19 protein-coding genes are annotated in these 21,269 nt (G+C 56.4%); 7 read left to right on the top strand and 12 right to left on the bottom strand.

Annotated features, from left to right (window positions below; translation table 11 throughout):
* Nucleotides 1–13 precede the first annotated feature (13 nt).
* From A377_RS0100935 to A377_RS11550, 4 genes are read left to right on the top strand one after another with little or no spacing between them, the layout of a single operon-like run.
* Nucleotides 14–1,294, top strand: a complete 1,281-nt coding sequence (locus A377_RS0100935; RefSeq protein ID WP_157760659.1) for an efflux RND transporter periplasmic adaptor subunit — start codon at nucleotides 14–16, stop codon at nucleotides 1,292–1,294.
* Nucleotides 1,284–4,457 (top strand): efflux RND transporter permease subunit, encoded by a 3,174-nt coding sequence (locus A377_RS0100930; protein WP_019894193.1) that lies wholly within the window; start codon nucleotides 1,284–1,286, stop codon nucleotides 4,455–4,457. The genes A377_RS0100935 and A377_RS0100930 overlap by 11 nt, the downstream gene beginning before the upstream one ends.
* On the top strand, nucleotides 4,441–5,796 hold the full coding sequence (locus A377_RS0100925; protein ID WP_019894192.1) for a TolC family protein: 1,356 nt from the start codon (nucleotides 4,441–4,443) through the stop codon (nucleotides 5,794–5,796). The genes A377_RS0100930 and A377_RS0100925 overlap by 17 nt, the downstream gene beginning before the upstream one ends.
* The gene (locus tag A377_RS11550; protein ID WP_019894191.1) at nucleotides 5,793–6,635 is read left to right on the top strand and encodes a YihY family inner membrane protein; all 843 of its coding nucleotides are present in this window, start codon (nucleotides 5,793–5,795) and stop codon (nucleotides 6,633–6,635) included. Before A377_RS0100925 ends, A377_RS11550 begins: the two co-directional genes overlap by 4 nt.
* A gap of 6 nt (nucleotides 6,636–6,641) precedes the next feature.
* Here A377_RS11550 and A377_RS11545 read toward each other — a convergent pair whose 3' ends face one another.
* From A377_RS11545 to A377_RS0100870, 10 genes are all read right to left on the bottom strand, one after another.
* The gene (locus A377_RS11545; RefSeq protein WP_019894189.1) at nucleotides 6,642–7,787 is read right to left on the bottom strand and encodes an HprK-related kinase B; all 1,146 of its coding nucleotides are present in this window, start codon (nucleotides 7,785–7,787) and stop codon (nucleotides 6,642–6,644) included.
* Complete coding sequence (locus A377_RS0100910; RefSeq protein WP_019894188.1) at nucleotides 7,784–8,680, bottom strand: GAK system ATP-grasp enzyme; 897 nt, start codon at nucleotides 8,678–8,680, stop codon at nucleotides 7,784–7,786. Before A377_RS0100910 ends, A377_RS11545 begins: the two co-directional genes overlap by 4 nt.
* Nucleotides 8,673–10,319 carry an aminoglycoside phosphotransferase family protein gene (locus A377_RS0100905; protein WP_019894187.1) on the bottom strand — a complete coding sequence of 549 codons (1,647 nt, stop codon included), beginning with the start codon at nucleotides 10,317–10,319 and terminating at the stop codon, nucleotides 8,673–8,675. Before A377_RS0100905 ends, A377_RS0100910 begins: the two co-directional genes overlap by 8 nt.
* 9 nt (nucleotides 10,320–10,328) lie before the next feature.
* Complete coding sequence (locus A377_RS0100900; protein WP_019894186.1) at nucleotides 10,329–10,628, bottom strand: amphi-Trp domain-containing protein; 300 nt, start codon at nucleotides 10,626–10,628, stop codon at nucleotides 10,329–10,331.
* A 65-nt stretch (nucleotides 10,629–10,693) separates the two neighbouring features.
* Nucleotides 10,694–11,986, bottom strand: coding sequence for a metallophosphoesterase (locus A377_RS0100895; protein ID WP_019894185.1), 1,293 nt, complete (start codon nucleotides 11,984–11,986; stop codon nucleotides 10,694–10,696).
* 14 nt (nucleotides 11,987–12,000) lie between these two features.
* Nucleotides 12,001–12,747 (bottom strand): histidine phosphatase family protein, encoded by a 747-nt coding sequence (locus tag A377_RS0100890; RefSeq protein WP_028485154.1) that lies wholly within the window; start codon nucleotides 12,745–12,747, stop codon nucleotides 12,001–12,003.
* 175 nt (nucleotides 12,748–12,922) lie between these two features.
* The gene (gene nrdB, locus A377_RS0100885; protein WP_028485153.1) at nucleotides 12,923–14,056 is read right to left on the bottom strand and encodes a class Ia ribonucleoside-diphosphate reductase subunit beta; all 1,134 of its coding nucleotides are present in this window, start codon (nucleotides 14,054–14,056) and stop codon (nucleotides 12,923–12,925) included.
* Nucleotides 14,057–14,261: 205 nt separating this feature from the next.
* The gene (locus tag A377_RS0100880; RefSeq protein ID WP_019894181.1) at nucleotides 14,262–16,223 is read right to left on the bottom strand and encodes an ATP-binding cassette domain-containing protein; all 1,962 of its coding nucleotides are present in this window, start codon (nucleotides 16,221–16,223) and stop codon (nucleotides 14,262–14,264) included.
* A gap of 39 nt (nucleotides 16,224–16,262) precedes the next feature.
* The gene (locus tag A377_RS0100875) at nucleotides 16,263–16,988 is read right to left on the bottom strand and encodes a spermidine synthase (RefSeq protein ID WP_019894180.1); all 726 of its coding nucleotides are present in this window, start codon (nucleotides 16,986–16,988) and stop codon (nucleotides 16,263–16,265) included.
* 19 nt (nucleotides 16,989–17,007) lie between these two features.
* Complete coding sequence (locus A377_RS0100870) at nucleotides 17,008–17,538, bottom strand: protein disulfide oxidoreductase (protein ID WP_019894179.1); 531 nt, start codon at nucleotides 17,536–17,538, stop codon at nucleotides 17,008–17,010.
* Nucleotides 17,539–17,606: 68 nt separating this feature from the next.
* Here A377_RS0100870 and tmpT point away from each other — a divergent pair, with 68 nt between their 5' ends.
* Nucleotides 17,607–18,239: a thiopurine S-methyltransferase gene (gene tmpT, locus A377_RS0100865; RefSeq protein WP_019894178.1), complete on the top strand. Its 633-nt coding sequence runs from the start codon at nucleotides 17,607–17,609 to the stop codon at nucleotides 18,237–18,239.
* A gap of 48 nt (nucleotides 18,240–18,287) precedes the next feature.
* On the opposite strand, the gene yrfG is transcribed toward tmpT, so the two are convergent.
* A complete protein-coding gene (gene yrfG / locus A377_RS0100860; RefSeq protein WP_019894177.1) occupies nucleotides 18,288–18,980 on the bottom strand; it encodes a GMP/IMP nucleotidase in 693 nt (230 codons plus the stop codon).
* 29 nt (nucleotides 18,981–19,009) lie between these two features.
* Here yrfG and nudE point away from each other — a divergent pair, with 29 nt between their 5' ends.
* Both nudE and A377_RS0100850 read left to right on the top strand, forming a co-directional pair.
* Nucleotides 19,010–19,558 carry an ADP compounds hydrolase NudE gene (gene nudE / locus A377_RS0100855; protein WP_028485151.1) on the top strand — a complete coding sequence of 183 codons (549 nt, stop codon included), beginning with the start codon at nucleotides 19,010–19,012 and terminating at the stop codon, nucleotides 19,556–19,558.
* A gap of 37 nt (nucleotides 19,559–19,595) precedes the next feature.
* Entirely contained in the window at nucleotides 19,596–19,883 is a 288-nt protein-coding gene (locus A377_RS0100850; RefSeq protein WP_019894175.1) for an addiction module antidote protein, read from the top strand.
* Nucleotides 19,884–19,903: 20 nt separating this feature from the next.
* On the opposite strand, the gene A377_RS0100845 is transcribed toward A377_RS0100850, so the two are convergent.
* Nucleotides 19,904–21,085 carry a pyridoxal phosphate-dependent aminotransferase gene (locus tag A377_RS0100845; protein WP_028485150.1) on the bottom strand — a complete coding sequence of 394 codons (1,182 nt, stop codon included), beginning with the start codon at nucleotides 21,083–21,085 and terminating at the stop codon, nucleotides 19,904–19,906.
* Between the last annotated feature and the right edge of the window lie 184 nt (nucleotides 21,086–21,269).

Here is a 21,269-nt window from a genome sequence, read left to right as displayed (position 1 = left end):
ACAGGAGTGACTTATGAACAGGCGTCAATTTATACAGGGGCTAGCCGGGTGCTTGTTGGTTCCGCAAGCTTTTGCCAACACCCGCTACGTTTGCCCGATGCACCCACAGATTGTGCAGGATCATCCGGGAACTTGCCCTATTTGCGGCATGGATCTGGTTGAAAAACAACTGGAACAAACCCAATCCAAACCGGTGGTGGGGTCATCGTCTTCTTCTTCCGAAACGATGGCCGCCCGCCAATCGTTTTCGGTGCGGACTCAGAAGGTCGAACGCACCACCCTCTGGAAATACATCGAAACTTTCGGCCGGGTCCAGCCAGATGAGACCCGCCTGCGCCACATTCACCCGTTGACGGCGGGCTGGGTTTACGACCTTCAGGTCCGAGCCGATGGCGACCGGGTGGAAAAAGGTCAACCGCTTTTCTGGATATATTCCACCGAATTGGTGGCGGCGCAACAGGATTATCTGTTGGCCTTGCGGCGTCAATCCTCCGGCACGTCTGGGCAACCGGTGAGTGCCTCGTCGTTGGTACGCTCGGCCAAAAGCCGTTTGCGTCATCTGGGCATGGCGGAAAAAACGGTGCAGACCTTAGCCCAGAAAGGCGAGCTGATTCAGCGTGTGCCGTTTTTTGCTCCGCAATCCGGAGTGATCAAGAATCTTCGCATCCAGGAAGGGATGTACATCCGTCCCCAGAACGAGTTGTTTCAGATCGTGGATCTGTCACAGATCTGGGTCGAGGCCGATGTGTTGCCTTTGCACCAGGCCTGGTTAAAAACCGGTTTGACGGTGGAGGTCACCACCAAAGCGTTTCCGGAGGCGACCTGGGAAGGCCAGATTGACTACATTGAACCCAATCTTGATCCGGTGACACTGGCCAAAAAGGTGCGCATTGCGCTGCCCAATGCCGAGGGCCGTTTGAGTCCCAATATGGCCACGGACGTGGTGATTTATGGTGGCCCCAAACATCAGGTTCTGGCGGTGCCACTGGCGGCAGTGATTGATGATGGACGCGAAAAGCGGGTGGTCACGCGGCTTGAATCCGGTGGTTTTCAGGTGCAGACGGTCACCACTGGCATGCAGACGCGGGGCATGGTGGAAATTCTCTCCGGTCTGGCACAGGGCGATGAAGTGGTGGTTTCCGGGCAGTTTTTGATCGATTCCGAAAGTCGCATTCAGTCCAACCTCAATCGTTTCCAGTCCTCTGATGACTCGGATTCGTCGGACGATTTTGACTCACCGACCCAAACAGAATCGGAACAGAAGGATTCCGGGGAGGTTCAGCATGATCACTGAAATCATTGGTTGGAGTCTCCGCCAACGCGGACTGGTGTTGTTGCTGGCGCTGACTCTGGGCCTGGCCGGCTGGTTCAGTTGGGAGCGCACCGGGGTGGACGCGATTCCGGATCTGTCGGACGTGCAAGTCATTGTCAAAACGGCTTATCCGGGGCAAAGCCCGCAGGTGGTCGAAAACCAGGTGACCTACCCGCTGTCCAGTCAGCTGATGGCGGTGCCGAAAGCCAAAACGGTCCGGGGTTATTCGTTTTACGGCGATTCTTATGTGTATGTGTTGTTTGAAGAAGACACGGACCTTTACTGGGCCAGAAGCCGGGTGCTGGAATACCTGAATCAGGCCGCTGACGACCTGCCGGAAGATGCGGTCCCGGCGCTGGGGCCGGATGCCTCCGGGGTTGGCTGGGTGTATCAGTATGCTCTGGTGGACAAGTCCGGAGAGCAGGATCTGGCCAGCCTGCGCAGCCTGCAGGACTGGTTTTTGAAATTCGAACTGCAATCGGTGTCGGGCGTGGCCGAAGTCGCTTCCATCGGTGGCATGGTACGCCAATACCAGGTGACGGTGGACCCCAATGCGCTTCGGGCCCACAATCTGCCGGTCGCCCAGGTGGCACAGGCGATTCGGGAAGCGTCGGTCGAAAAGGGCGCTTCGGTGGTCGAACTGGGACAGGCCGAGTACATGGTTGCGCTCAAGGGGTACGTCGATAAGTTGGGCGATCTGTCAGAAGTCGCCGTCGGAGTGCGTTCTGACCAAACCCCGGTTTTGCTGAAAGACATCGCCAAAATTGAATTTGTGCCGGCCCCACGCAGAGGCCTGGCCGAACTCAATGGCGAAGGCGAAGTGGTGGGCGGCATCGTGGTGATGCGCGCCGGGGCCAATGCCATGGCGGTGATCGAATCGGTCAAACAAAAACTGGCCACCCTGAAAGACAGTTTGCCCGAAGGGGTGGAAATCGTTGAAACCTATGACCGTACCGGGCTGATTCAGCGCACCTTGAACACGCTCACCGACAAACTCTGGCAGGAAATGCTGGTGGTCTTGGGGGTGTCACTGCTGTTTCTGTGGCATCTGCGTTCGGCCCTGGTGGCACTGGTGGCCTTGCCTTTGGGCATCCTGGGGGCGTTTGCGGTGCTCTACCAAATGGGCGTCAACGCCAACATCATGACCCTGGGTGGGATCGCGATTGCCATCGGCACCATGGTGGACGCGGCCATTGTCATGATTGAAAACGCCCACAAACACTTACTGGCGTTTCAGAACAAGCATGGTCGCGTGGCCGAAGGCGCGGAACATTGGCAACTGGTTCAGAAAGCCACCCAGCAGGTGGGCGCACCGATTTTTGTGTCGTTGCTGGTGATCGCTTTGAGCTTTTTGCCGGTGTTTGCGTTGCAGGAGCAGGCCGGTCGCCTGTTTAGCCCTTTGGCTCTGACCAAAACCTGGGCCATGGCGATGGCAGCAGGTCTGGCGATTACGCTGGTGCCGGTGCTGATCGGCTATCTGATTCGCGGACGCTTGAAAAGTGAGACCGAAAACCCGGTCAATCGCTATTTGATTGCCATGTATCGGCCCGTGTTGCGTTTGTGCCTGTCCTGGCCCAAAAGCGTGCTGGTGCTGACACTGGTGTTGATGGTCTCGTTGCTGTATCCCTGGCAAAAACTGGGCACCGAGTTCATGCCCAAGCTGGAAGAGGGTGATCTGTTGTATATGCCGACCACACTGCCGGGCCTGTCGATTGGTGCGGCACAGGATTTGTTGCAGCAAACCGACGCCATGATCAAAGCGTTTCCGGAAGTGAAAACGGTGTTCGGCAAAATCGGTCGGGCCGATACCGCCACCGATCCGGCGCCTTTGACCATGATTGAGACCACGATCTCGCTCAAACCCAAAGACGAGTGGCGCGAGGGCATGACCTTGGAAAAATTGATTTCCGAGCTCGACGCCGCGGTGGATGTGCCCGGGGTCAGCAATGCCTGGGTGCAGCCCATCAAAACCCGGATCGACATGCTTTCCACCGGCATCAAAACCCCGGTGGGCATCAAAATCGCCGGGTCGGATCTTGGCGTCATTCAAGACATCGGTGGTCAGCTGGAATCGGCACTGTCCGAGATCGAAGGCGTGCGTTCGGTGTTTTCCGAACGTTCGCAAGGCGGTCGTTATCTGGATGTGATTCCGGACCGGGTGGCGGCGGCCCGCTATGGGTTGTCGATGCGTCAGCTCAGCGAAATGCTGGCCACCGCTGTCGGCGGTCAAGCCCTGACGGAAACCATCGAAGGTCGGGAACGTTATGCGATGACAATGCGTTTTCCCCAGAGTTGGCGTGATTCCAAGCAGGCGCTGGAGACTCTGCCGATTGTGACCCCGAGTGGGGCCCACATTCAACTGGGCATGATCGCGGACATCCGCATCCGAACGGGTCCGGCCATGATCAAGTCGGAAAACGCGCAACTGACCGGGTGGACCTTTGTGGACTTGTCCCCGGATGTGGGGTTGGCCGGATTTGTGGAAATGGCCCGAAAACAAGTGGCTGAGGCCGTTGACCTGCCGCAAGGGTACAGTCTGACCTGGTCGGGGCAGTTTGAACAGTGGCAACAGGCCAAGGCCGATTTGACCTGGATGGTGCCGTTGGTGGTGCTGGTGATTTTCGTGTTGCTGGCGCTGGTATTTCAGAGCATGCGTGAGGCGGTGATGATCCTGTCGGTGATTCCGGTCGCCCTGTTGGGGGCGGTCTGGTTTGTCTGGTGGCTGGATTACGATTTCTCCGTCGCGGTCGCCGTCGGTCTGATTGCATTGGCCGGTGTGGCGGCTGAGTTCGGTGTGGTGATGATGCTGTATCTGAAAGACGCCATCAAAGAAGCCCAGGCCGAAGGCCGACTGACCAGTCAGTCCGAACTGCAGGCGGCCATTATGCAGGGCGCGGTACAGCGTGTGCGCCCCAAGGCGATGACGGTCAGTGTGATTGTGGTCGGCCTGTCGCCGATCATGTTCGGCGGCGGGGCCGGGTCGGAAGTGATGCAACGCATCGCCGCGCCCATGATCGGCGGCATGATCTCGGCACCGGTGGTGTCGATGATTTTATTGCCTGTGTTGTCCCTGTGGGCCTATCGTTCCTGGCCGCAGGCTCATAACGACGATAACAAGGAGAAAGTCGATGCAACGGTTTCTTAAACAAGCAGTCCTGGTCATAATTGGGGTTTTCTGGGCGGCGATCGGTTGGGCCGAGTCGTCAAATGAGTCGCCGAATGGGGCCCCGGATGCGACCCAGGCCGTCGATTTGTCACAATGGCTGGACTGGGCCGAGCGTTACAATGGGCAGGTTGCCGCGCAACGTTCCTCGGTAGCGGCTTCGCGTTTTGACCAGGATGCGGCCGATGCCAGCCTGGGGCCCAGCGTCAGTTTAAAATCCGAGATCAGTTACCGGGTGATGGAAATGGCCGATTACGCCCGTTCGGCCAATCGTCTGGAGGTGACGCAGCCTTTGTATCGGCCGGAACTGAGCGCTCGGCAAACGCTGGCACAAACCCGGACTGCGCAAAACCAGGCCCGTCTGGGGCAGGCGCGGTTGCAGGTTTTGACGGAGGTGGCCAATGCGGTGATCGAACGGTTTGAAGTGCGGGTGGCGCAACGCTATCTGCAACGCGAAGCTCATGCGCTGGCCGACATCCAAAACCAGTTGTCCGAGCGTTTGTCACTGGGGCAGCAAAGCCACAGTGACTGGGCCGAAGTACAAGCCCAGCGTTCGCAAAACCGGGTCCGGCTGGCACAGAATCGTCAGACCCAGGCTGAAGTCACCGGCCGTCTTGAGGCGTTGCTTGAAGGACTGCCCGCGTCAGAGAAAGCTTCGCTGGCGCAGCGCCACCTGGATTGGAAAGGTTCGCTGGCCAAGATCGACCAGCGTCGCCCTTCTGCTTGGCGGACGCTGGCATCGGAGCCGGACTGGCGGCAATGGGTGGACGCCCACCCGGATTTGGTTCGGTTGAACCGCCAGGGTGAGCAGATGCAGGCCAAGGTCGATCTGGCGCGCAGTGCCAATGCACCGAAGGTGGAGGCGTTCGGTGGTTGGGTTTATAATGAATCCGATGATTATTTCTACGATGACATGCAAGGCGTGCTGGGCGGTGTTCGTCTGGAATGGCCGTTTTACCGCCATGGGGAAACTAAGGCGCGCATGGCAAGCGCCCGATCCGAGCGCCAGGAAGCGACCACCCTGCACCGTCAGAGGCAGGCCGAATTGATGGCAAAGGCATCGGAAGCCTGGCAGAGTCTGGCGGCGCAACAGTCTTTGCTTGAGGCGGTGGACGATTTGCTCCAGGCCAGAGAGAGCCGTGTGCAGTCGCTGTCTCAGGACTTGGAAAGCGGGCGTGGTTCGACCCTGGATCTGTTGGCCGCCCAGCTGGACCGTTATCGCGCCGAGCGCGACGCGCTTCTGGCGCAGGCGGGACTGTTGCGACAGTGGGTCAAACTGGCCAGTGCCACCGGACAGTTTGAGGTGATCAAAGCGCCATGAAACGCTGGTTGTTGCTGCGCCTGATTCGCTTGAGCGGGCACCACTTCTGGAAACAGGACGGCACCGACAGTGCTATGGTGCTGGCCTTCACCACCTTGCTGGGGATGGTGCCGCTTCTGGCGTTGTTGTTGACCGTGTTTTCGGCGACAGAGCAGTTCCAGCGTCTGAGTGAACAATGGGTGGAGGCGTTGGTGCACTGGCTGACGCCCTCGGCCATCCCCATGATCGAAACCCATCTGACCGACTTTTCCGGGCAGGCCTCCAATCTGACCGGCATCAGTGCCTGGCTAATGGTGCTGACCAGCCTGTTGCTGCTGACGCAGATCGACCAGAAAATCAACCGGATGTGGCGAAATCGTCGCAGCAGACGTTGGTGGGTCAGTTTGCTGCATTATTTCGGACTCAGTTTTGCCGGTCCGGTGATTCTGGCTTTGGGGGTGACCTTGCAGTCCTGGCTGGCGGCATCAGGCCCTGGCGACCAGTGGCCTCAGTTGGCGCAATGGTTACCGCTGAGTCTGTACCTTTTGGGTCTGACGCTGTTGTATCGGTTTGTGCCGACCGCCAAAGTGCATTGGTTGGACGCTTTGAGTGGCGCTTTGGTGGCGACCCTGTTGCTGGTGGCGTTGAACATCGGTTTTGAGTGGTATGTGACCGAATTTGCGGCCTACAATCTGATTTACGGGGCCTTTGCTGCCATTCCGTTTTTTCTGGTCTGGTTGTATGGTCTCTGGGCCGTGATTCTGTTTGGCGCAGCCTGGGTGCGCACGCTTGGACGTCTCAAATCGCCGGGGCGTCGTCAGTTCGAAGACACGCCAACCAGCACGCCAACCTTGGGTTAGCGTTGGTTAGCGTTCCAGTTGTTGCCGAATCAAGACCAGCGCTTGTTCAAAATCCCAGCGGCCTTGCAGGACCCAGCAGGGCAGGTCGCCCAGTGTTGCCAGATAGGTTGACTGGTTGGGTGGCTGGCCGTTGGCCAGAAAACGGCGATTCCGGTCAGGGAGTTGGCTGTCTTCGCTCAATTTGGCATAAAACGGTCCCGGGCTTTTGGCCAGGGCCGCGACCAGCTCTGGCGCATCCTTGAGTGTGGTCACGTTTAACCGCGTGGTTTCAGCGCGCTCATCGCCCCAGTCGAGCACAATCAATGCGTCCAGCGGCGCTTCCATCCGAATGGCCGCATCGCCATAAAATGTCTGAACCGGCACGTCGTATTTGTCTTCCAGTTGTCGCAAAGCGTCTGCGGGCATGGCCGAGAGTTCTGCCTGGGTGTGCGGTGACAGCATGGTCTTGAGTCGATGGTTGTGCAGCAGGGTGCCGGGATTGACGCGGGGCCATTTGGGAATCCCGCGCATGCAAAATTGACCAGGCCTTGTGGTATCGGGCCGAATCAGCAAACGGTCGTTGCTGACAAAGGCCTGGCCCAACTCGAGCAAATGCAGCATCAGCGTGGACTTGCCCCCTCCGGACAATCCGGCAATGGCAAGCCCCCGGTTTTGGAGAGTCAGGGCGGCACAGTGTCCCAGTTGCCAGCCCTGATTGAGGTGGTGATTCAGATATTGGGTCAGAGCAAAATTAATCACTTGATTGGGATGCCGGTTCACGGGGCCGATGGCGGTGGGCTGATGCGGGTTTTGCCAAAAGACCATCCCGGTTTTGACCTTGTAGACAAACCGTTCTTCGTCACTGAAGTCAAAGATCGCATCCTTGCGCCCGGATTTCCCCGGTTCTCTTTGCCAGTCCTGCCAGTTCTCTCCCAGACTGAGCCACTCGGACGATTCCAGCGCCAGAATTTCAAGGTCCGGTTGGGACCTGGGTGCCGGCTGGATAAGGCAGGGGGCAAAATAGTCGCTCAGGGTTTGCGCCAGTGCCGCCTGATCGGTGCGGATGCGCAGAGTCATCTGCGGCAACTGAAGGGTGAGGGCATGGGAGGCATGCGCCGTTTTGAGCCGGTTTCTGAGCGCATTCAGATGGGTCGGAAAGGAGGGTGTGTTCATGCGGTCAGGGTGTCGATGACAAACTGGGCGTAGTGATCGGCAATGTCCAGCTGCAAGCCTTCCTGCGCGCCCTTGAAACCACCGAATGCCGAGACTTCAAAACAGACCGGGCCGTCTTCGGTTTCGGCCATGTCCACGGTGGTGTAGCTCAAATCAAACTGGGCCTGAGCTTTTTGGGCAAAGGCAATGGTCTCAGCACAGGGCGTGGCGGGGGCGTATTTGCCACCCGCATAGATGGTGGTGTTCCAGCTTTTGTCGCCGCTGATGCGGGCGTAAGCGCCCAGATATTCGCCGCCCAAAAACACCAGCCCCATGTCCTGTCCAGGCAGGTTCAGTTTTTTTTGCAGATACAAAAACCCCTGTTTGTCGTAATAGGCTTGCAATTGCTGGCGCAGGCTTTTGGCCCCGTCTTTGGCTTTGAGCACTTCCATGCCCCGGGCCTTGGTGGAAAACAGGGGTTTCAGAATCGCCTCCCCGTAGGTTTTGACCGTCTCGACGGCGGCGTCCAGATTTTCGGTGATCACCGTCGGCGGCATGGGAATGTCCGCGCGGTTCAGGGAAATGGTGCAGCTCATGCGATCAACCAGACGAATGATTTCGCTGGGTTTGGAAAAGACCTTGACCCCGCATTTTTCCACAAACCGCAGAATTTCCAGCCGGTCAATCACCGTCGGGCTGTAGGTTTGAGAGATTTTTTTGACAATGATGGCATCCAGATCGCAAAGGGAATGGCCGAGATAAGTGACCTCATTGCTGGCCAGGTCCGCCACGACCTGTTCAATGTCAATGACCAGTCGAAAGCCGGTTCTGGCTTCAATGGCATCGGCCAAGACCTCGGTCGACCATTTTCCGGGAATGCCGACCACGGCAATTTTGAGGGTCTGATCAGTCATGGTAGATCTCTTTGGGGACTTTGTAAGTGCTTGCCTGCTCGGGCGTGAGCTTTAGCAGCGATTCCAGCAAAAAGCGGGCACGAAATTGCATGGCTTTGGCATGGCTGGCATCAAGCACAAAACGGGTGGAGGTCAGAAAAGACCGGCTCAGCCCCAGTGCCAGACGCAGATCGTAATCGGTGTCGTTGATTTTCTGTGCCCAGCTGTGCCCGTAATCGTAAATCGCGAGCATGGTTTGTGCAATCAGTTTCCGGTCCTGCGGACCGAAACGGTTGAGCCGGTAACAAGAGACCATCAGCACCGACAGGTCCTGGACATAATCGGTGTAATCCGAGCGGTGCAGGTCAATAAAATTGATGTCTCTCGACAGGGTATCATAAAGAATGTTGTCCAGATTGAAGTCGCCATGCACATACACGGCCTGTGGGGTGGTCAGGGTCTGTTCAAAGGCCTCCGCCTGGTCAATCAGGGTTTTCATGTTGGCGTTTTTTACCCCGCTGATGGTCACGCTCTGGGATTCCAGTTCGGGGTGCACCTGATAAATGTCTTTGAGCCGTTTTTTCAATTGCCGCATAAAGTGGGCCGGAAGGACCGAATCAATCCGGGTTTCCTGCCAGATGTTGTCCAGGGTTTGAAACAGCGCTTGAAGCGCCTCGCGCAGGGTTTTGCGGTCGCGCTCCAGCAGCAGTTTTTCCAGGGTGTCGCCGGTCAGGTATTCAAACAGCAATGCGGCCTTGTTGCCGCTTTTGTGGTAGGAATACACTTGGGGCGCGATGCCCGGATAGACTTCGTGCCAGTTTTCGATGCCGGTTTTTTCTTCCTTGAGCTTGGCCTTGTCCCCGGCCTTGAACACCGCCAGCATTTCGCCTTCCGACTCCTGAGAAGACATGACGCCGGAGATGGTGCAGCCGGATTTGGTTTCTCCCATGGTGCGGATGGTCAGAGCTTCTTCCTGTGGGTTCAACGACAGCGCCGACAGGGTCGCTTCCAGCGAATGGTAGCGTTCGATCTGGATCATCTGCCCGAGATTGGCGGAGATAATGCCTTCGCCGATCCGTAACAGGGCTTCGCCCAGACGGCCCAAGTCGCGCACAATAAAGCTGGCATTGAGCAGGGCATCGGTCTGTTGGCCTTTGCGCAGCCGGTTCTGGTATTTGTCCAGCTGGGCCTGACAGACCTGATCAATTCGCACCTGCAGACGGCAGATATCAATCGCCAGGGTGGAATCATCGGCCTCAATCGCCGGTTCAATCAGTTCCAGCCCACTGGTCAGGTGTTTGAAGGTGGCATGCACGCGTTTTTTGTTGAGCAAGCGAAACGCGGTTTTGGGGGCGTTTCGAGCCTGAAAAACGATGGCCTGAAGTTGGCGCGACAGGGCTTTGAGACCATGGTTGATGTGGTCGTAGCTCTGCAGGGTCACCGAGTCGGTCGGTTGGGTCTGGTCCGGTGTTTTGGTCTGTTCGCTGATGCGTCGGAGCAGATTCAGGTGGTGATTGTCAATGTAGTCCACCCGCTTCAGGCTTTGCTCGGCCTGACTCAGGTCGCCCGACTCCAGGTAAGTTTCCACCTGGTAGAGTTGCTTTTGCAGTTCCAGGGTCAGAAACCGCAAGGGTTCGTATAATGAGGCGGGCTGTTGCATGCTGAGGTCTTAGGACTTTTTCTTTTTCTTGGGCGTTTTGGGATCAATGAACAAAGGCGTCTCCTCAAAATCTTCGCTCTGGTCCGAAGACCATTGGATTTTGATGTTGAGGCTTTGGGCGTTCTTGCTCTGATCGGCTTTGATCTTCAGGTTCGCCAGCTTTTCCGGTTTCAGGGTGATGGTGTCTTCTTCGTCGGAGACCTCGATCGCCCCTTTTTTGAAGCCCTGAATCACGGCTTTCAGGTAACAGACAATGGCGTCCTTGTCCTGAAGCGACTCGTGCTCAAAACGTTTGTTCTTTTTGCCCATGCAACCTCCCAGCACCATTCTCAGTCAGAGCCCTTTGTTTCATGAAAGGCTTCATTCAAAAGGATTCATGAAACATCCGGGTTAAGATGATCGGGGTGGAATTGTTTGATCGCCGGGTAATCGGCGCTCAATCCCTGAACCCGTCCATCGGAATGGAAAATTGTAACAGCTTCACCGGGGTTGTGGCGCTGCTTTTTGCGCCGACAATTGGCATTGAGCTGGGTGTCGCATTCAAAATTGAGCAAGCCCTCGCGCACAAACAATTGCTGGCCATTGGGGTGACTGCGGTGGCCATTGACCATGGCATAAATCCGCCGTTCCTTGAGCATACGCACCCCTCTGGGGGTCAGCGGATAATCCCCTGCGCGGTATTTGGTGCGAAAGGTGTTGCCCAGTGCGCTGTAGTACAGCTGAAAGATTCGACCTTCAAACAATTGCTGGCGAAAATGCCGGTTGATCTGCTCGGGCGTCTGCACCTGCAGACGCATGGCCATCTGATCGTCCAGTCCGGCGTGACTGAAGCAGTAGCTGCCGTTGATGTGCAACAAATCCAGCGACTGCAGAAACCAGCCAAAGGCACCGTCTGGTTTGAGCAGGGTTTCTTTGGCCCAGAGCGTGGCCTGATAGAGCTGGCGCAGACTCAGTCCCGCCTCGCCACAGGCTTGAAAAAATTCGATCTGTTTCTGCTTGACCCGTTTCAGTTCTTTTTGGATTTTGGCTTTGGGCATGAATCCTTGGGCCCAGGCTGGGAAAAACTCAAACCATTCCGGTGGTGGCAACAGCGCTTGCTTGATTTGCGCTTCGGTCATGGGGGACAGGGTTTCGTTCAGGTGTTGTTGTCCGTAAGCGTAAATTTCGGCAAACAAGGGGACGGTTTTGCGGCCCATGCGAATAAAAAAGTGCGCCTGACGCAGATCGTCCATCACGTCCAGTGCCATCAACCCCGCATAGACGCGCATGTCATGGTTGCCGGCCAGCAGCACCACATCGGCGTGAATTCGATAAAGATGGCCGATCAAAGACAGCAGTTCGAGGTTGCTCGGACCTTTGTCGAAGCAATCACCGCCGATGATGATCTGACTGCGCTGACCGGCGGAAGTCAGGGCCAGATCGCTTAAAATGCTGTCTCGTGTGACCAGTCCGCTTAACTTGAGCGAGCGCAGAAAGGCGTCGGCATCGGCGTGCAGATCACAGAAAAAATAGGTGTCTTGATTCGGACTGAGCCATTGGTCCCCACTGATGCCCCATTGCGGTCTCTCATCGGCCGCCAAAGCCTGCATCCATTGATGGCAGGGACGTGAGGGTTCGGCCAGGGTTGGGTGCCATGTTTCGGTGTTCAGTGCATTGGCAGAGGGCATACAGATTCCTTGGGTTAATCCGGGGTGGGGGAAGGGTCGCTGGCGGTACGCTGTTTCCACTGACCACTGAGTTGCACCCAGGCCGGGTTCTGGCCGGGAGTGTAGCGAAACAACAGCGGCCGGGCATGATAGAGCGACAGTTGATGAATGTCTTCAAAGCGTAGCACGCCCATCAGGTAGGCGGCGTGGCGAAAACTGGCACCATGGCCGATCACCACTTTCAAGGTGTTGGCCTGAATGTTTTCGGCCAGAGGCTGACACAGGGTTTCCAAAGCGGTTTTGACCCGGTGCCCGGCCTGAATCAGGGATTCGGCACCCTCAAAAGGCAGACAATAATGGCTGTCCGACTTCCAGCCGGGGGCGGGCACCGCATGGCGCGGGTCCGCGGCCAGGGCCTGTTCGATTTCATCGAGCGTCAGGTTGGCGGCAGCGCCCACCGAGCGTTCATGTAACGGCAACAGACTGACGGGGTGAAACACCTGATCGGTGGCACGCCCGGTGACCGGGAACGGGGCCTTGTTCTGGTTGAGTTCGGTGGCAATGATCTGGGCGGTCTGCCAGGCACGCAGGCTGGTGGAACAGACAATCGCCGGGTCCAGAATGAAACCCTGCGCTTTGGCCCAATCCATCAGATTGTGCGCTCCGGCTCTGGCCTGTTCCCGCCCTTTGTCTGTCAGACCCCAGGGCTGCAAAGCACTGGGCGTGTCCGGACGCTGGTGGTAATCGCTGTGGCGCAAGAACGCCATGACTAAAGAATTCATTCTTGAGAGTTTATCCCGCAAAAATGACAGCCGGATGTGGGTCCTGTGACAGTTTTTTGAAGTGACAGGGAGCGGGAGGAACTGGGAAAACCCATTGGCAAACTGACCAGGCCTGGTCAGTTTTGGGTTTCAACCGGCTGAGGGGGTAGCCGGTTTGGGTATTGCGGCGGTTGGGTTACAGATTGAAGTCGTTGAAGTCGTCCTGATCGACTTTGGAATCCACCTGGCCCACCAGATAGGAACTGATTTCCGCTTCCTGAGGCGCGACCTGCACATTGTCCGACACCAGCCAGTTGTTCATCCAGGGCAGGGGATTGCTCTTCTGTTCAAAAATCGGCTCGTATCGGATCGCTCTCAGACGGATATTGGTGATGTACTCCACGTAATCCTTGAGAATGCTGGCATTCAAGCCGATCATGGAACCGTTTCGGAACAGGTAATCGGCCCATTGCTTTTCCTGCTCGGCGGCTTCGCGGAAAATGGCTTCGACCTTGTCGCGGTTTTCCTGGGCAATGGTCATCATCTCTGGGTCGTCCTTGCCCTCGGTCATCAGATTGATGATGTGCTGGGTGCCGGACAGGTGCAGGGCTTCGTCCCGTGCAATCAGCTTGATCACCTTGGCATTGCCTTCCATCAGGGAGCGTTCGGCAAACGCGAAGCTGCAGGCAAAGGACACGTAAAACCGAATCGCTTCCAGCACGTTCACCGAAACGATGGTCAAAAACAACGCGGTTTTGACTTCTTTGCGGAAGGCATCATTTTGCGCCAGATCGATTTCTTCGGCGTACATGCGATTGGTCAGGTGAATCAGTTTGTCGTAATACTCGGTCACCGAAATCGCGCGCTTGACGATTTCTTCATTGGTGACAATGTCGTCAAACACAATGCCCGGATCGGACACGATGTTGCGGATAATATGGGTGTAGGAGCGGCTGTGAATGGTCTCGGAGAACGACCAGGTTTCAATCCAGGTTTCCAGTTCGGGGATCGAGACCAGTGGTAGCAGCGCCACATTGGGCGAGCGCCCCTGCACCGAATCCAGCAGCGTCTGATATTTGAGGTTGGAGATGAAAATGTGTTTTTCATGCTCGGGCAACTTGGCGTATTCGCCCCGGTCACTGGAGAGATCGACTTCTTCCGGACGCCAGAAAAAGCTCAGTTGTTTTTCAATCAGCTTCTCAAAAATGGGGTGTTTCTGCTGGTCATAACGCGCCACATTCACGTTCTGACCGAAGAACATCGGCTCTTTCAGCGCGTTATTCGAAGACCGGCAAAACGTTGAATACGAATGTTTTTCCTGACAGCTCATGAATCGATTCCCCATAATTGGATAAAATGTCTGAAAGCGGGCGTCTTCCCACAATATCTAGCGGTTTCGGTTTTAGTAAGCACTACTGGTGCCAAATAACCAATTTGCGATCTTAACAAATTCGTCACCTTCTGAAAACCCATTAATGAAAACGTTTATCATTTCATCTGGCTCATCTCATTTGCGAGAGTGGCTAATCCAGTCGCTAACTTTGCCGCTTGGCTTCCAGTGTCTCCCACTGGGCAAAGGCGGCTTCCAGTTCGTCTTCACAAGTCTGGATATGATCCAGTGTGCTCTGGTAATCCGGGGTTTGATAAAAGTCCGGGTCACTCACCTGTTCGCTTAAGGCTTCGAGCCGGGTTTCCAGGGCTTCGATCTGCTCGGGCAGGGCATCGTAGGCCCGTTGGTCTTTGAAACTGAGCTTTTTGGGTTTGCCGGTCGATGCTTTATTGTCCGATGACTTGCTGGCGGATTTGCCAGTGGCCGGCGTCGTTTCCGACTGGCCTTTGTCAGGCGGGTTCTGCTTGGCCCCCGGCATTTTCTGCTCGGCAAAGTTGTCCCAGCTGACCCAGTCCGGTCGTTGGCGCAACCAGTCGTCGTAGCCGCCCACGTATTCGTGGACCTGTCCCGGGGCATCAAACACAATCGAGCTGGTGACCACGCTGTTGAGAAACGCCCGGTCGTGGCTGACCAGAATCACGGTGCCCTTGTAGTTCAACAGCAGCTCTTCCAGCAGTTCCAGGGTTTCGATGTCGAGGTCGTTGGTCGGTTCGTCCAGTACCAGCAAATTGGCGGGTTTGGCAAAAATGCGCGCCAGCAGCAGGCGGTTGCGTTCACCGCCCGACAGCGCTTTGACCGGTTGGCGCGCACGTTCGGGCGTAAACAGAAAGTCCTGCAGATAGCCCATCACGTGTTTGCGCTGACCATTGATTTCCACATGGTCCGAAGTGTCCGAAATGCTGTCGACCACTTTCTGCTCCGGGTCCAGTTGGGCCCGGTGCTGGTCAAAATAGGCCACTTGCAAATGGGTGCCCAGTTTGACCTGTCCGGCGTCCGGGGCCAGTTCGCCCAGCAGCAGTTTGAGCAGGGTGGATTTGCCGCAGCCGTTGGGACCGATCAGGCCGACCTTGTCGCCACGCAGAATCAGGCTGGAGAAGTCCTTGACCACGGTCAGGTTGGGCCAGGCAAATGACAGGTCTTTGACTTCGATCACCTGCTTGCCGGTGTTCTGGCTCTGGTTGGTCTGCAGACTGGCTTTGCCCACGTGCTGGCGACGTTCCTGATGTTCGGCGCGTAACTTTTCCAGCGCACGCACGCGGCCTTCGTTGCGGGTACGACGGGCTTTGATTCCCTGGCGAATCCAGGTTTCTTCCTGCGCCAGTTTTTTGTCAAATTCGGCGGCGGCTTTGGCTTCGGCTTCGAGCTTTTCCGCTTTGCGTTTCAAGAAGGTTTCGTAGTCGCACTCCCAACTGCTCAAATGGCCGCGGTCGAGTTCGATGATGCGCGTGGCCAAAGCCTGCAAAAAGGCCCGGTCGTGGGTGATGAAGATCAGGGTGCAGTTGAGCGATTTCAAAAACGGTTCCAGCCAGTCGATGGCGGCGATGTCCAGATGGTTGGTGGGCTCGTCCAGCAACAGTATGTCGGGTGAGCGAATCAGGGCCTGCGCCAGCAGCACCCGGCGCTTCATGCCGCCGGACAGGTCGGCAAATTCGGCTTCGGGCGGCAATGCCAGTTTGGACACCAGTGTGTCGACATTCTGTTGTAGTGACCAGCCATCGACCGCATCCAGTTTTTGCTGCACCTGACTAAAGGCCTCGAATATTTTGGGATCGCTGTCGGTGGCCATTCTGTGCGTCAGTTCCGCGAACTGCTCCAGCAACTGGCCGGCTTCGCCCAGGCCTTCGGCGATGATGTGAAAGACCGAGCCGGTCAGGTCATTGGGCACTTCCTGCTGCAGTTTGGTGATGCGCAGGCCGTCCTGCAAAACGCGGCTGCCGCGGTCCGGTTCCATGGAACCTTCAATAATTTTCAGCAAGGTGGACTTTCCCTGACCGTTGCGCCCGACCAGGCAGACCCGTTCGTTGCGCTCAATGGTCAGTTGGGCCTTGTCGAAAATGCACTGGGTGCCAAAACTCAATTCGATGTCGCGAAGATGTAGTAAAGCCATAAAAAGGGAATCGTTCCTGATGTTTAAGGTTGTCGGTCGTTACGTTCGGGCCTGTACGGCCAGCACAATGTTGCCGGTGTTCACGGTCGGGTAACTGGTCACGCTGAAATCACCCTGTTGCTCCCAGAATTCAATCACCTGAGCCGTGGCTTTGGCATTGCCACACCACAGGTTGAAAAGTACCAGGCCTGGTGGTTTGACACAGGCCGCCAGTTGATGCAAAAACCCCGGTTCGCTGAACGCATCGGGCATGGTGTGCTGATCATACAGGTCTACCACCCAAATATCGAAAACAGTGTCGAACGCAGGGTCAGAGTTTTGTGCCGCCTCATACACAAAGGCTTCGGCGTCTTGGCACTTTGTTTGAATGAGCGGTGTGTGCGGCAGGCCAAAATAATCGTGGGCCAGATCAAAGACGCTTTCACGAATGTCTACCAGTGTTTGCGGGGCCGCAGGCAGGGCATAATGACAATGCGTGGCCAGCGTGCCGCCACCGACCCCAAGCATGCAGATTTTGGGGGTATTGGATACGGCATGGTCCTGTGCAAACGCCAGTATCCGGTCAAACAATGACTGCTGGTACTCAAACCCCAGTGTCATCGGTGCATGCAGAAACTGGCGGCTTTGTTCGACCAGTGTATTGAAGTACAGACTGCGTGTGGTGGCGGTGTCCACCACTTGCATCAGCCCATATTCATCGCGCACGCAATCGACCAGCTCGGGTTTGGCCGATTTTCCGGCCAGACGCTTCAGGGCTTTGATCATGGTGCCAGTGTCCCGTGCGTCATTGACTCGCCCACCAGAGTCGCGCTCTCAGCCCCCAGCTGGTGGAATAGCCCACCTCCACAAATTCAATCCGGCCTTCGGGATTCACCACAAACGTTGCCGGGACCGCTTTGGCCCCGTAACGGGCAAACAGTTCGCCGTCTGCGTCATTGACGATGTGCGCCGGGTTCATATTGTGTTTGTCTGCATAGTCGTGCAGGGTTTGGTCAGAGCCGGACTGAGTTGCCACATTGATGACCGGCCAGTGTTCGGCCACGGTTTCAATGCCGTCGATTTCGAATTCGCAAATGGGGCACCAGGTCGCCCAGAAATGCACCAGCACCGCCTGGCCTTTGAAGTCGCTCAGTCGAACCGGTTCGCCTTCCAGAGTGGTGGCGGCAAAATCCGGGGCCTGGCCTTCGACCACATCGCCCTGCATGAACGGGCGCAGCAGCAGAAACAGAGCCAGAAACACAAGCATCCACAGCAGGTTTTTGACCCAGTGCTTCTGCCAGAATCGTTGGGGGGTGTTGTGCTGTTTTTTTGTCATGCGCCCATTATAATGGTTGCCATCGAATTTGCGCAGACTTTGCGTGCAAGCAGACAAACGGGAGCGGTATGCAGGCGGATTTCTGGCATCAGATGTGGCACAGCGGCCGGGTCGGGTTTCATCAGGCGGACATCAACCGGTTTTTGCAGGCGCATTGGCAGCGCCTGGGGCTGGACAATCAGACGTCCGTGCTGGTGCCGCTTTGCGGCAAAACCCTGGACATGCTCTGGCTGAAAGAGCTGGGGCATTCCGTGATCGGCGTCGAACTCAGCGAAAAAGCGTTGCAGGATTTTCTGGAAGAGCACCGGTTGGTGGGCACGCCCACGTCTCATCCGGATTTGACCGGCTACGAAGTCGATGGCCTGGCGCTGTTCTGCGGGGATTTCTTTCATTTGCGCGCCCGCGATTGTGCCGAAGTGGGAGCGGTGTACGACCGGGCGGCCCTGATTGCGTTGCCCCCGTCAATGCGCCAGGACTATGTGGCCCACATGAAAGCGATTCTGCCTCAGACGGTGCCGCAGATGCTGATTGCGATGGAGTATGATCAGGCTGCGCTTTCAGGGCCGCCTTTCAGTGTCGGTCGCGCTGAGATCGAACGACTCTATGCGCCCGATTACCATGTGGACGTGTTGGAAAGCGTGCGCTTTGAACGCAAGGGCGTGGCCACCGTTGAGACCGCTTATCGGCTGACGCCAGCCTGATGGGGTTTTAACCAGGCCTGGTAGTTTTTTGGCGCAGTTTTCCCCGAGTCAGGAGGGGATGATCTGGCTGAAATGTTCAAACCCCGCAAACTCCTGTGGGTTGACAAAGTCGAGCCTGGGGCTGACGTGGACCGCACAGAGCAGGTGGGCAATGCCGTATTCGCGGGCGGAACGCAGCGCGGTCAGGTTGTCGTCAATCAGCAGGGTGCGTTCGGGTGCAAATGGCGTTTGCTTGCGAATGTGCGCCCATAATTGAGTGGCTTCCTTGGGCAGTCCGAAATCGTGTGAAGACACCATCGCATCGAAGTATTCGCCGATCTCAGTCTGTTCCAGTTTGATGGCCAGGCTGTCGCGGTGGGCATTGGTGACCATGATGACCTGTTTGTCCAGCGCCCGCAGACTGGCCAGAAAGCGAATCACTTCCGGGTGTTCGGCGATCAGATGTTTGAGCTCGTGCTTGAGCTCGACAATGGGCAAACCCAGCTGTTCCTGCCAATAATCCAGGCAATACCAGTTCAGGGTGCCGGTCTGGGAATGGATTTTCTGCCGGATCAGCTGGCTGGCTTCCTTGACAGACAGGCCGTTTTTCTCGGCGTATTTCTGGGGCACATATTCCATCCAGAAATGGAAATCAAAGTGCAGATCCAGCAGGGTGCCATCCATGTCGAGCAGGACGGTGTCAATCTCGGACCAGGGCAGTGTCACCGGCTTCAAAGGCTTTTTCTGGGGGCTCTCTCGCATTTTTGATTCGCTTTGCGTATGATGATTTTATGGAAAAAACGTCTCACCCAGTCATTCTATCGAAAAAGGCCCTGGCACACACCCGTGTCTTCAAAGTCGAAGGGCTGGAAATCGAATACCCCAACCAGACGCGCGTTGAATTTGAACGTCTGGTCAGCTCTGTGGAAGGGGCGGTATTGATTGTCCCGCTGATTGGCGAGGACCTGATTTTGATCCGTGAATACGCCGCAGGCGTTGGGCGTTATGAGCTGGGGTTTGCCAAAGGCAAGATCGATCCCGGTGAGTCCTGGCTGGAGGCGGCCGAGCGAGAAGCGCGTGAAGAAATCGGTTACCGCCCCAGATCGCTGAAAAAGCTGGATACCGTCACTCTGGCGGCCGGTTACATGTCCCACCATACCCACATTGTTCTGGCCGAAGATTTGGTCGAAGACCCCGCCGAAGGCGACGAACCCGAACCGCTTGAAGTGATTCGCTGGCCACTGAAAGACTGGCCCGAGTTGCTGGCCCACCCCGAATTCAGCGAAGGCCGCGCTTATGCGGCCTTGTTGTGTCTGTTGCAATCTGTTCAAAAACTTTGAAGCGCCAAAGCGCTAAGCGCACGATTGGAGGGGAGCGATGGCATTGCAACTGAATGAATTTCAATTTGCGCAAAATGTTGAGACTCAGGAAGACATGGCGCTTTACCTTTCGGCCTTCCTTGAAGAAGGCGGGATTGACGGCCTTTTGGATGGTCTTCGCCATTTGGTGCGAGAGAAAGGTATGAGTGAAACCGCCCAACTCAGTGGGCTCAATCGTCAACATCTCTACCGTGTGTTGAATGGTGAGACGCAACCTAAATTTGAAACGCTGGACAAACTGTTGCATGCCCTTGGGTTTAAAATCGCCGTTCAGGTTGCTTCTTAACTGGAAGGTGAATATCCGGGTTAAGTTTCCATAAACGTTTTCAGTCGCTTCAGCGCTTCTTTCAGATGGTCCAGACTGGTGGCGAAGGAAATGCGCAAATACCCCGGTGCGCCGAAACCTGAACCGGGGACGGCGGCGACTTCCTGTTGTTCCAGCAGAGCCGTCGCAAAGTCGGCGTCCTTTTCCATCCCCTTTATTTTCATCGCCTCGCGCACATCCAGAAACGCATAGAAAGCGCCGGCTGCGGGAATGCTCTGAATGCCGGGAATCCGGTTGGCGGTCTCGAGCACAAAATCATGGCGCTGTTTGAACGCCGTGACCATGGTGTCGATGCAGTCCTGTGGCCCATTCAGCGCTTCGACTGAGGCAGCCTGGGAAATGGAACAGGGATTGGAGGTGCTTTGAGATTGCACTTTGCGCATGGCACCGATCAGATCCTTGGGACCGCCGGCATAGCCGATGCGCCAGCCGGTCATGGCATAGGCTTTGGACACGCCGTTCATGACCACGGTGCGGTCTTTCAGTTCCGGGCAGACCTGCAGAATGTTGGTGAAAGGGGTCTCACCCAGAATGATGTGCTCGTACATGTCGTCCGAGGCGATGACAATTTCCGGATGTTGCGCCAGCACCGCACCGATTGCGGCGAGTTCATCGCGCGAGTAGACGGCCCCTGATGGGTTGGATGGGCTGTTGATCACCATCATTCGGGTTTTGTCGGTGATTGCCGCTTTGAGTTGTTCCGCCGTGATTTTGTAGCGCTGCTCAATTCCGGTTTCCAGCACTACGGGTTTGCCGCCGGCCAACAGTGCCATGTCGGGATAAGACACCCAGTAAGGCGCAGGAATGATCACTTCGTCGCCGTCATTGAGCAGGCCCTGGCAGAGGTTGTAGAAACTTTGTTTGCCGCCGGACGAGACCAGGATTTCGTCCATCTGGTAGTCGATGCCATTGTCGCGTTTGAATTTGGCCATGATCGCTTCTTTCAGTTCCGGGGTGCCATCGACTGCGGTGTAGCGGGTCTGGCCGTTTTCAATGGCACGAATCCCGGCGGCTTTGATGTGATCGGGCGTGTCAAAATCCGGTTCGCCAGCGCCCAGACTGATCACGTCTTTGCCGGCCCGTTTGAGTTCGGCGGCTTTGGCGGTGATCACCAGCGTAAGAGAGGGTTGAACTCGATTGACGCGATCTGACAGTCTTGACATAAAAGGCTACTCGTTTTTATGGGTTCGATGCGGAACGTTTGTAACTCGCAGATGTGATTGCGTTAAAATGACCGGATTGAAAAAGCGTTTCATGGACAGGTCGCAAAACACATGGCGATTCCGTGCAAAGGTCTCGTTTTTTGTTAAGGCTATTTTACAACGCCTGCGCGTGTTTTTTAAGGGA

This window comes from Hydrogenovibrio halophilus DSM 15072 (assembly GCF_000384235.1).
In the GTDB taxonomy this organism is placed as follows: Bacteria; Pseudomonadota; Gammaproteobacteria; order Thiomicrospirales; family Thiomicrospiraceae; genus Hydrogenovibrio; species Hydrogenovibrio halophilus.
Note: the sequence above shows the minus strand (reverse complement) of the source record. Positions and strands in the feature narration are given on the sequence as shown.

Bases quoted from the DNA above. Each gene is read 5' to 3' on its own strand.
- A377_RS0100930 (WP_019894193.1), top strand. From the start codon at position 1,284: ATGATCACTGAAATCATTGGTTGGAGTCTCCGCCAACGCGGACTGGTG.
- A377_RS0100870 (WP_019894179.1), bottom strand. From the start codon at position 17,538: ATGACAAAAAAACAGCACAACACCCCCCAACGATTCTGGCAGAAGCAC.
- A377_RS0100935 (WP_157760659.1), top strand. From the start codon at position 14: ATGAACAGGCGTCAATTTATACAGGGGCTAGCCGGGTGCTTGTTGGTT.
- yrfG (WP_019894177.1), bottom strand. From the start codon at position 18,980: ATGCGAGAGAGCCCCCAGAAAAAGCCTTTGAAGCCGGTGACACTGCCC.
- A377_RS0100850 (WP_019894175.1), top strand. From the start codon at position 19,596: ATGGCATTGCAACTGAATGAATTTCAATTTGCGCAAAATGTTGAGACT.
- A377_RS0100925 (WP_019894192.1), top strand. From the start codon at position 4,441: ATGCAACGGTTTCTTAAACAAGCAGTCCTGGTCATAATTGGGGTTTTC.
- A377_RS0100875 (WP_019894180.1), bottom strand. From the start codon at position 16,988: ATGATCAAAGCCCTGAAGCGTCTGGCCGGAAAATCGGCCAAACCCGAG.
- A377_RS11545 (WP_019894189.1), bottom strand. From the start codon at position 7,787: ATGAACACACCCTCCTTTCCGACCCATCTGAATGCGCTCAGAAACCGG.
- A377_RS0100895 (WP_019894185.1), bottom strand. From the start codon at position 11,986: ATGCCCTCTGCCAATGCACTGAACACCGAAACATGGCACCCAACCCTG.
- nrdB (WP_028485153.1), bottom strand. From the start codon at position 14,056: ATGAGCTGTCAGGAAAAACATTCGTATTCAACGTTTTGCCGGTCTTCG.
- A377_RS0100900 (WP_019894186.1), bottom strand. From the start codon at position 10,628: ATGGGCAAAAAGAACAAACGTTTTGAGCACGAGTCGCTTCAGGACAAG.
- A377_RS11550 (WP_019894191.1), top strand. From the start codon at position 5,793: ATGAAACGCTGGTTGTTGCTGCGCCTGATTCGCTTGAGCGGGCACCAC.
- A377_RS0100905 (WP_019894187.1), bottom strand. From the start codon at position 10,319: ATGCAACAGCCCGCCTCATTATACGAACCCTTGCGGTTTCTGACCCTG.
- A377_RS0100890 (WP_028485154.1), bottom strand. From the start codon at position 12,747: ATGAATTCTTTAGTCATGGCGTTCTTGCGCCACAGCGATTACCACCAG.
- A377_RS0100845 (WP_028485150.1), bottom strand. From the start codon at position 21,085: ATGTCAAGACTGTCAGATCGCGTCAATCGAGTTCAACCCTCTCTTACG.
- A377_RS0100880 (WP_019894181.1), bottom strand. From the start codon at position 16,223: ATGGCTTTACTACATCTTCGCGACATCGAATTGAGTTTTGGCACCCAG.
- tmpT (WP_019894178.1), top strand. From the start codon at position 17,607: ATGCAGGCGGATTTCTGGCATCAGATGTGGCACAGCGGCCGGGTCGGG.
- nudE (WP_028485151.1), top strand. From the start codon at position 19,010: ATGGAAAAAACGTCTCACCCAGTCATTCTATCGAAAAAGGCCCTGGCA.
- A377_RS0100910 (WP_019894188.1), bottom strand. From the start codon at position 8,680: ATGACTGATCAGACCCTCAAAATTGCCGTGGTCGGCATTCCCGGAAAA.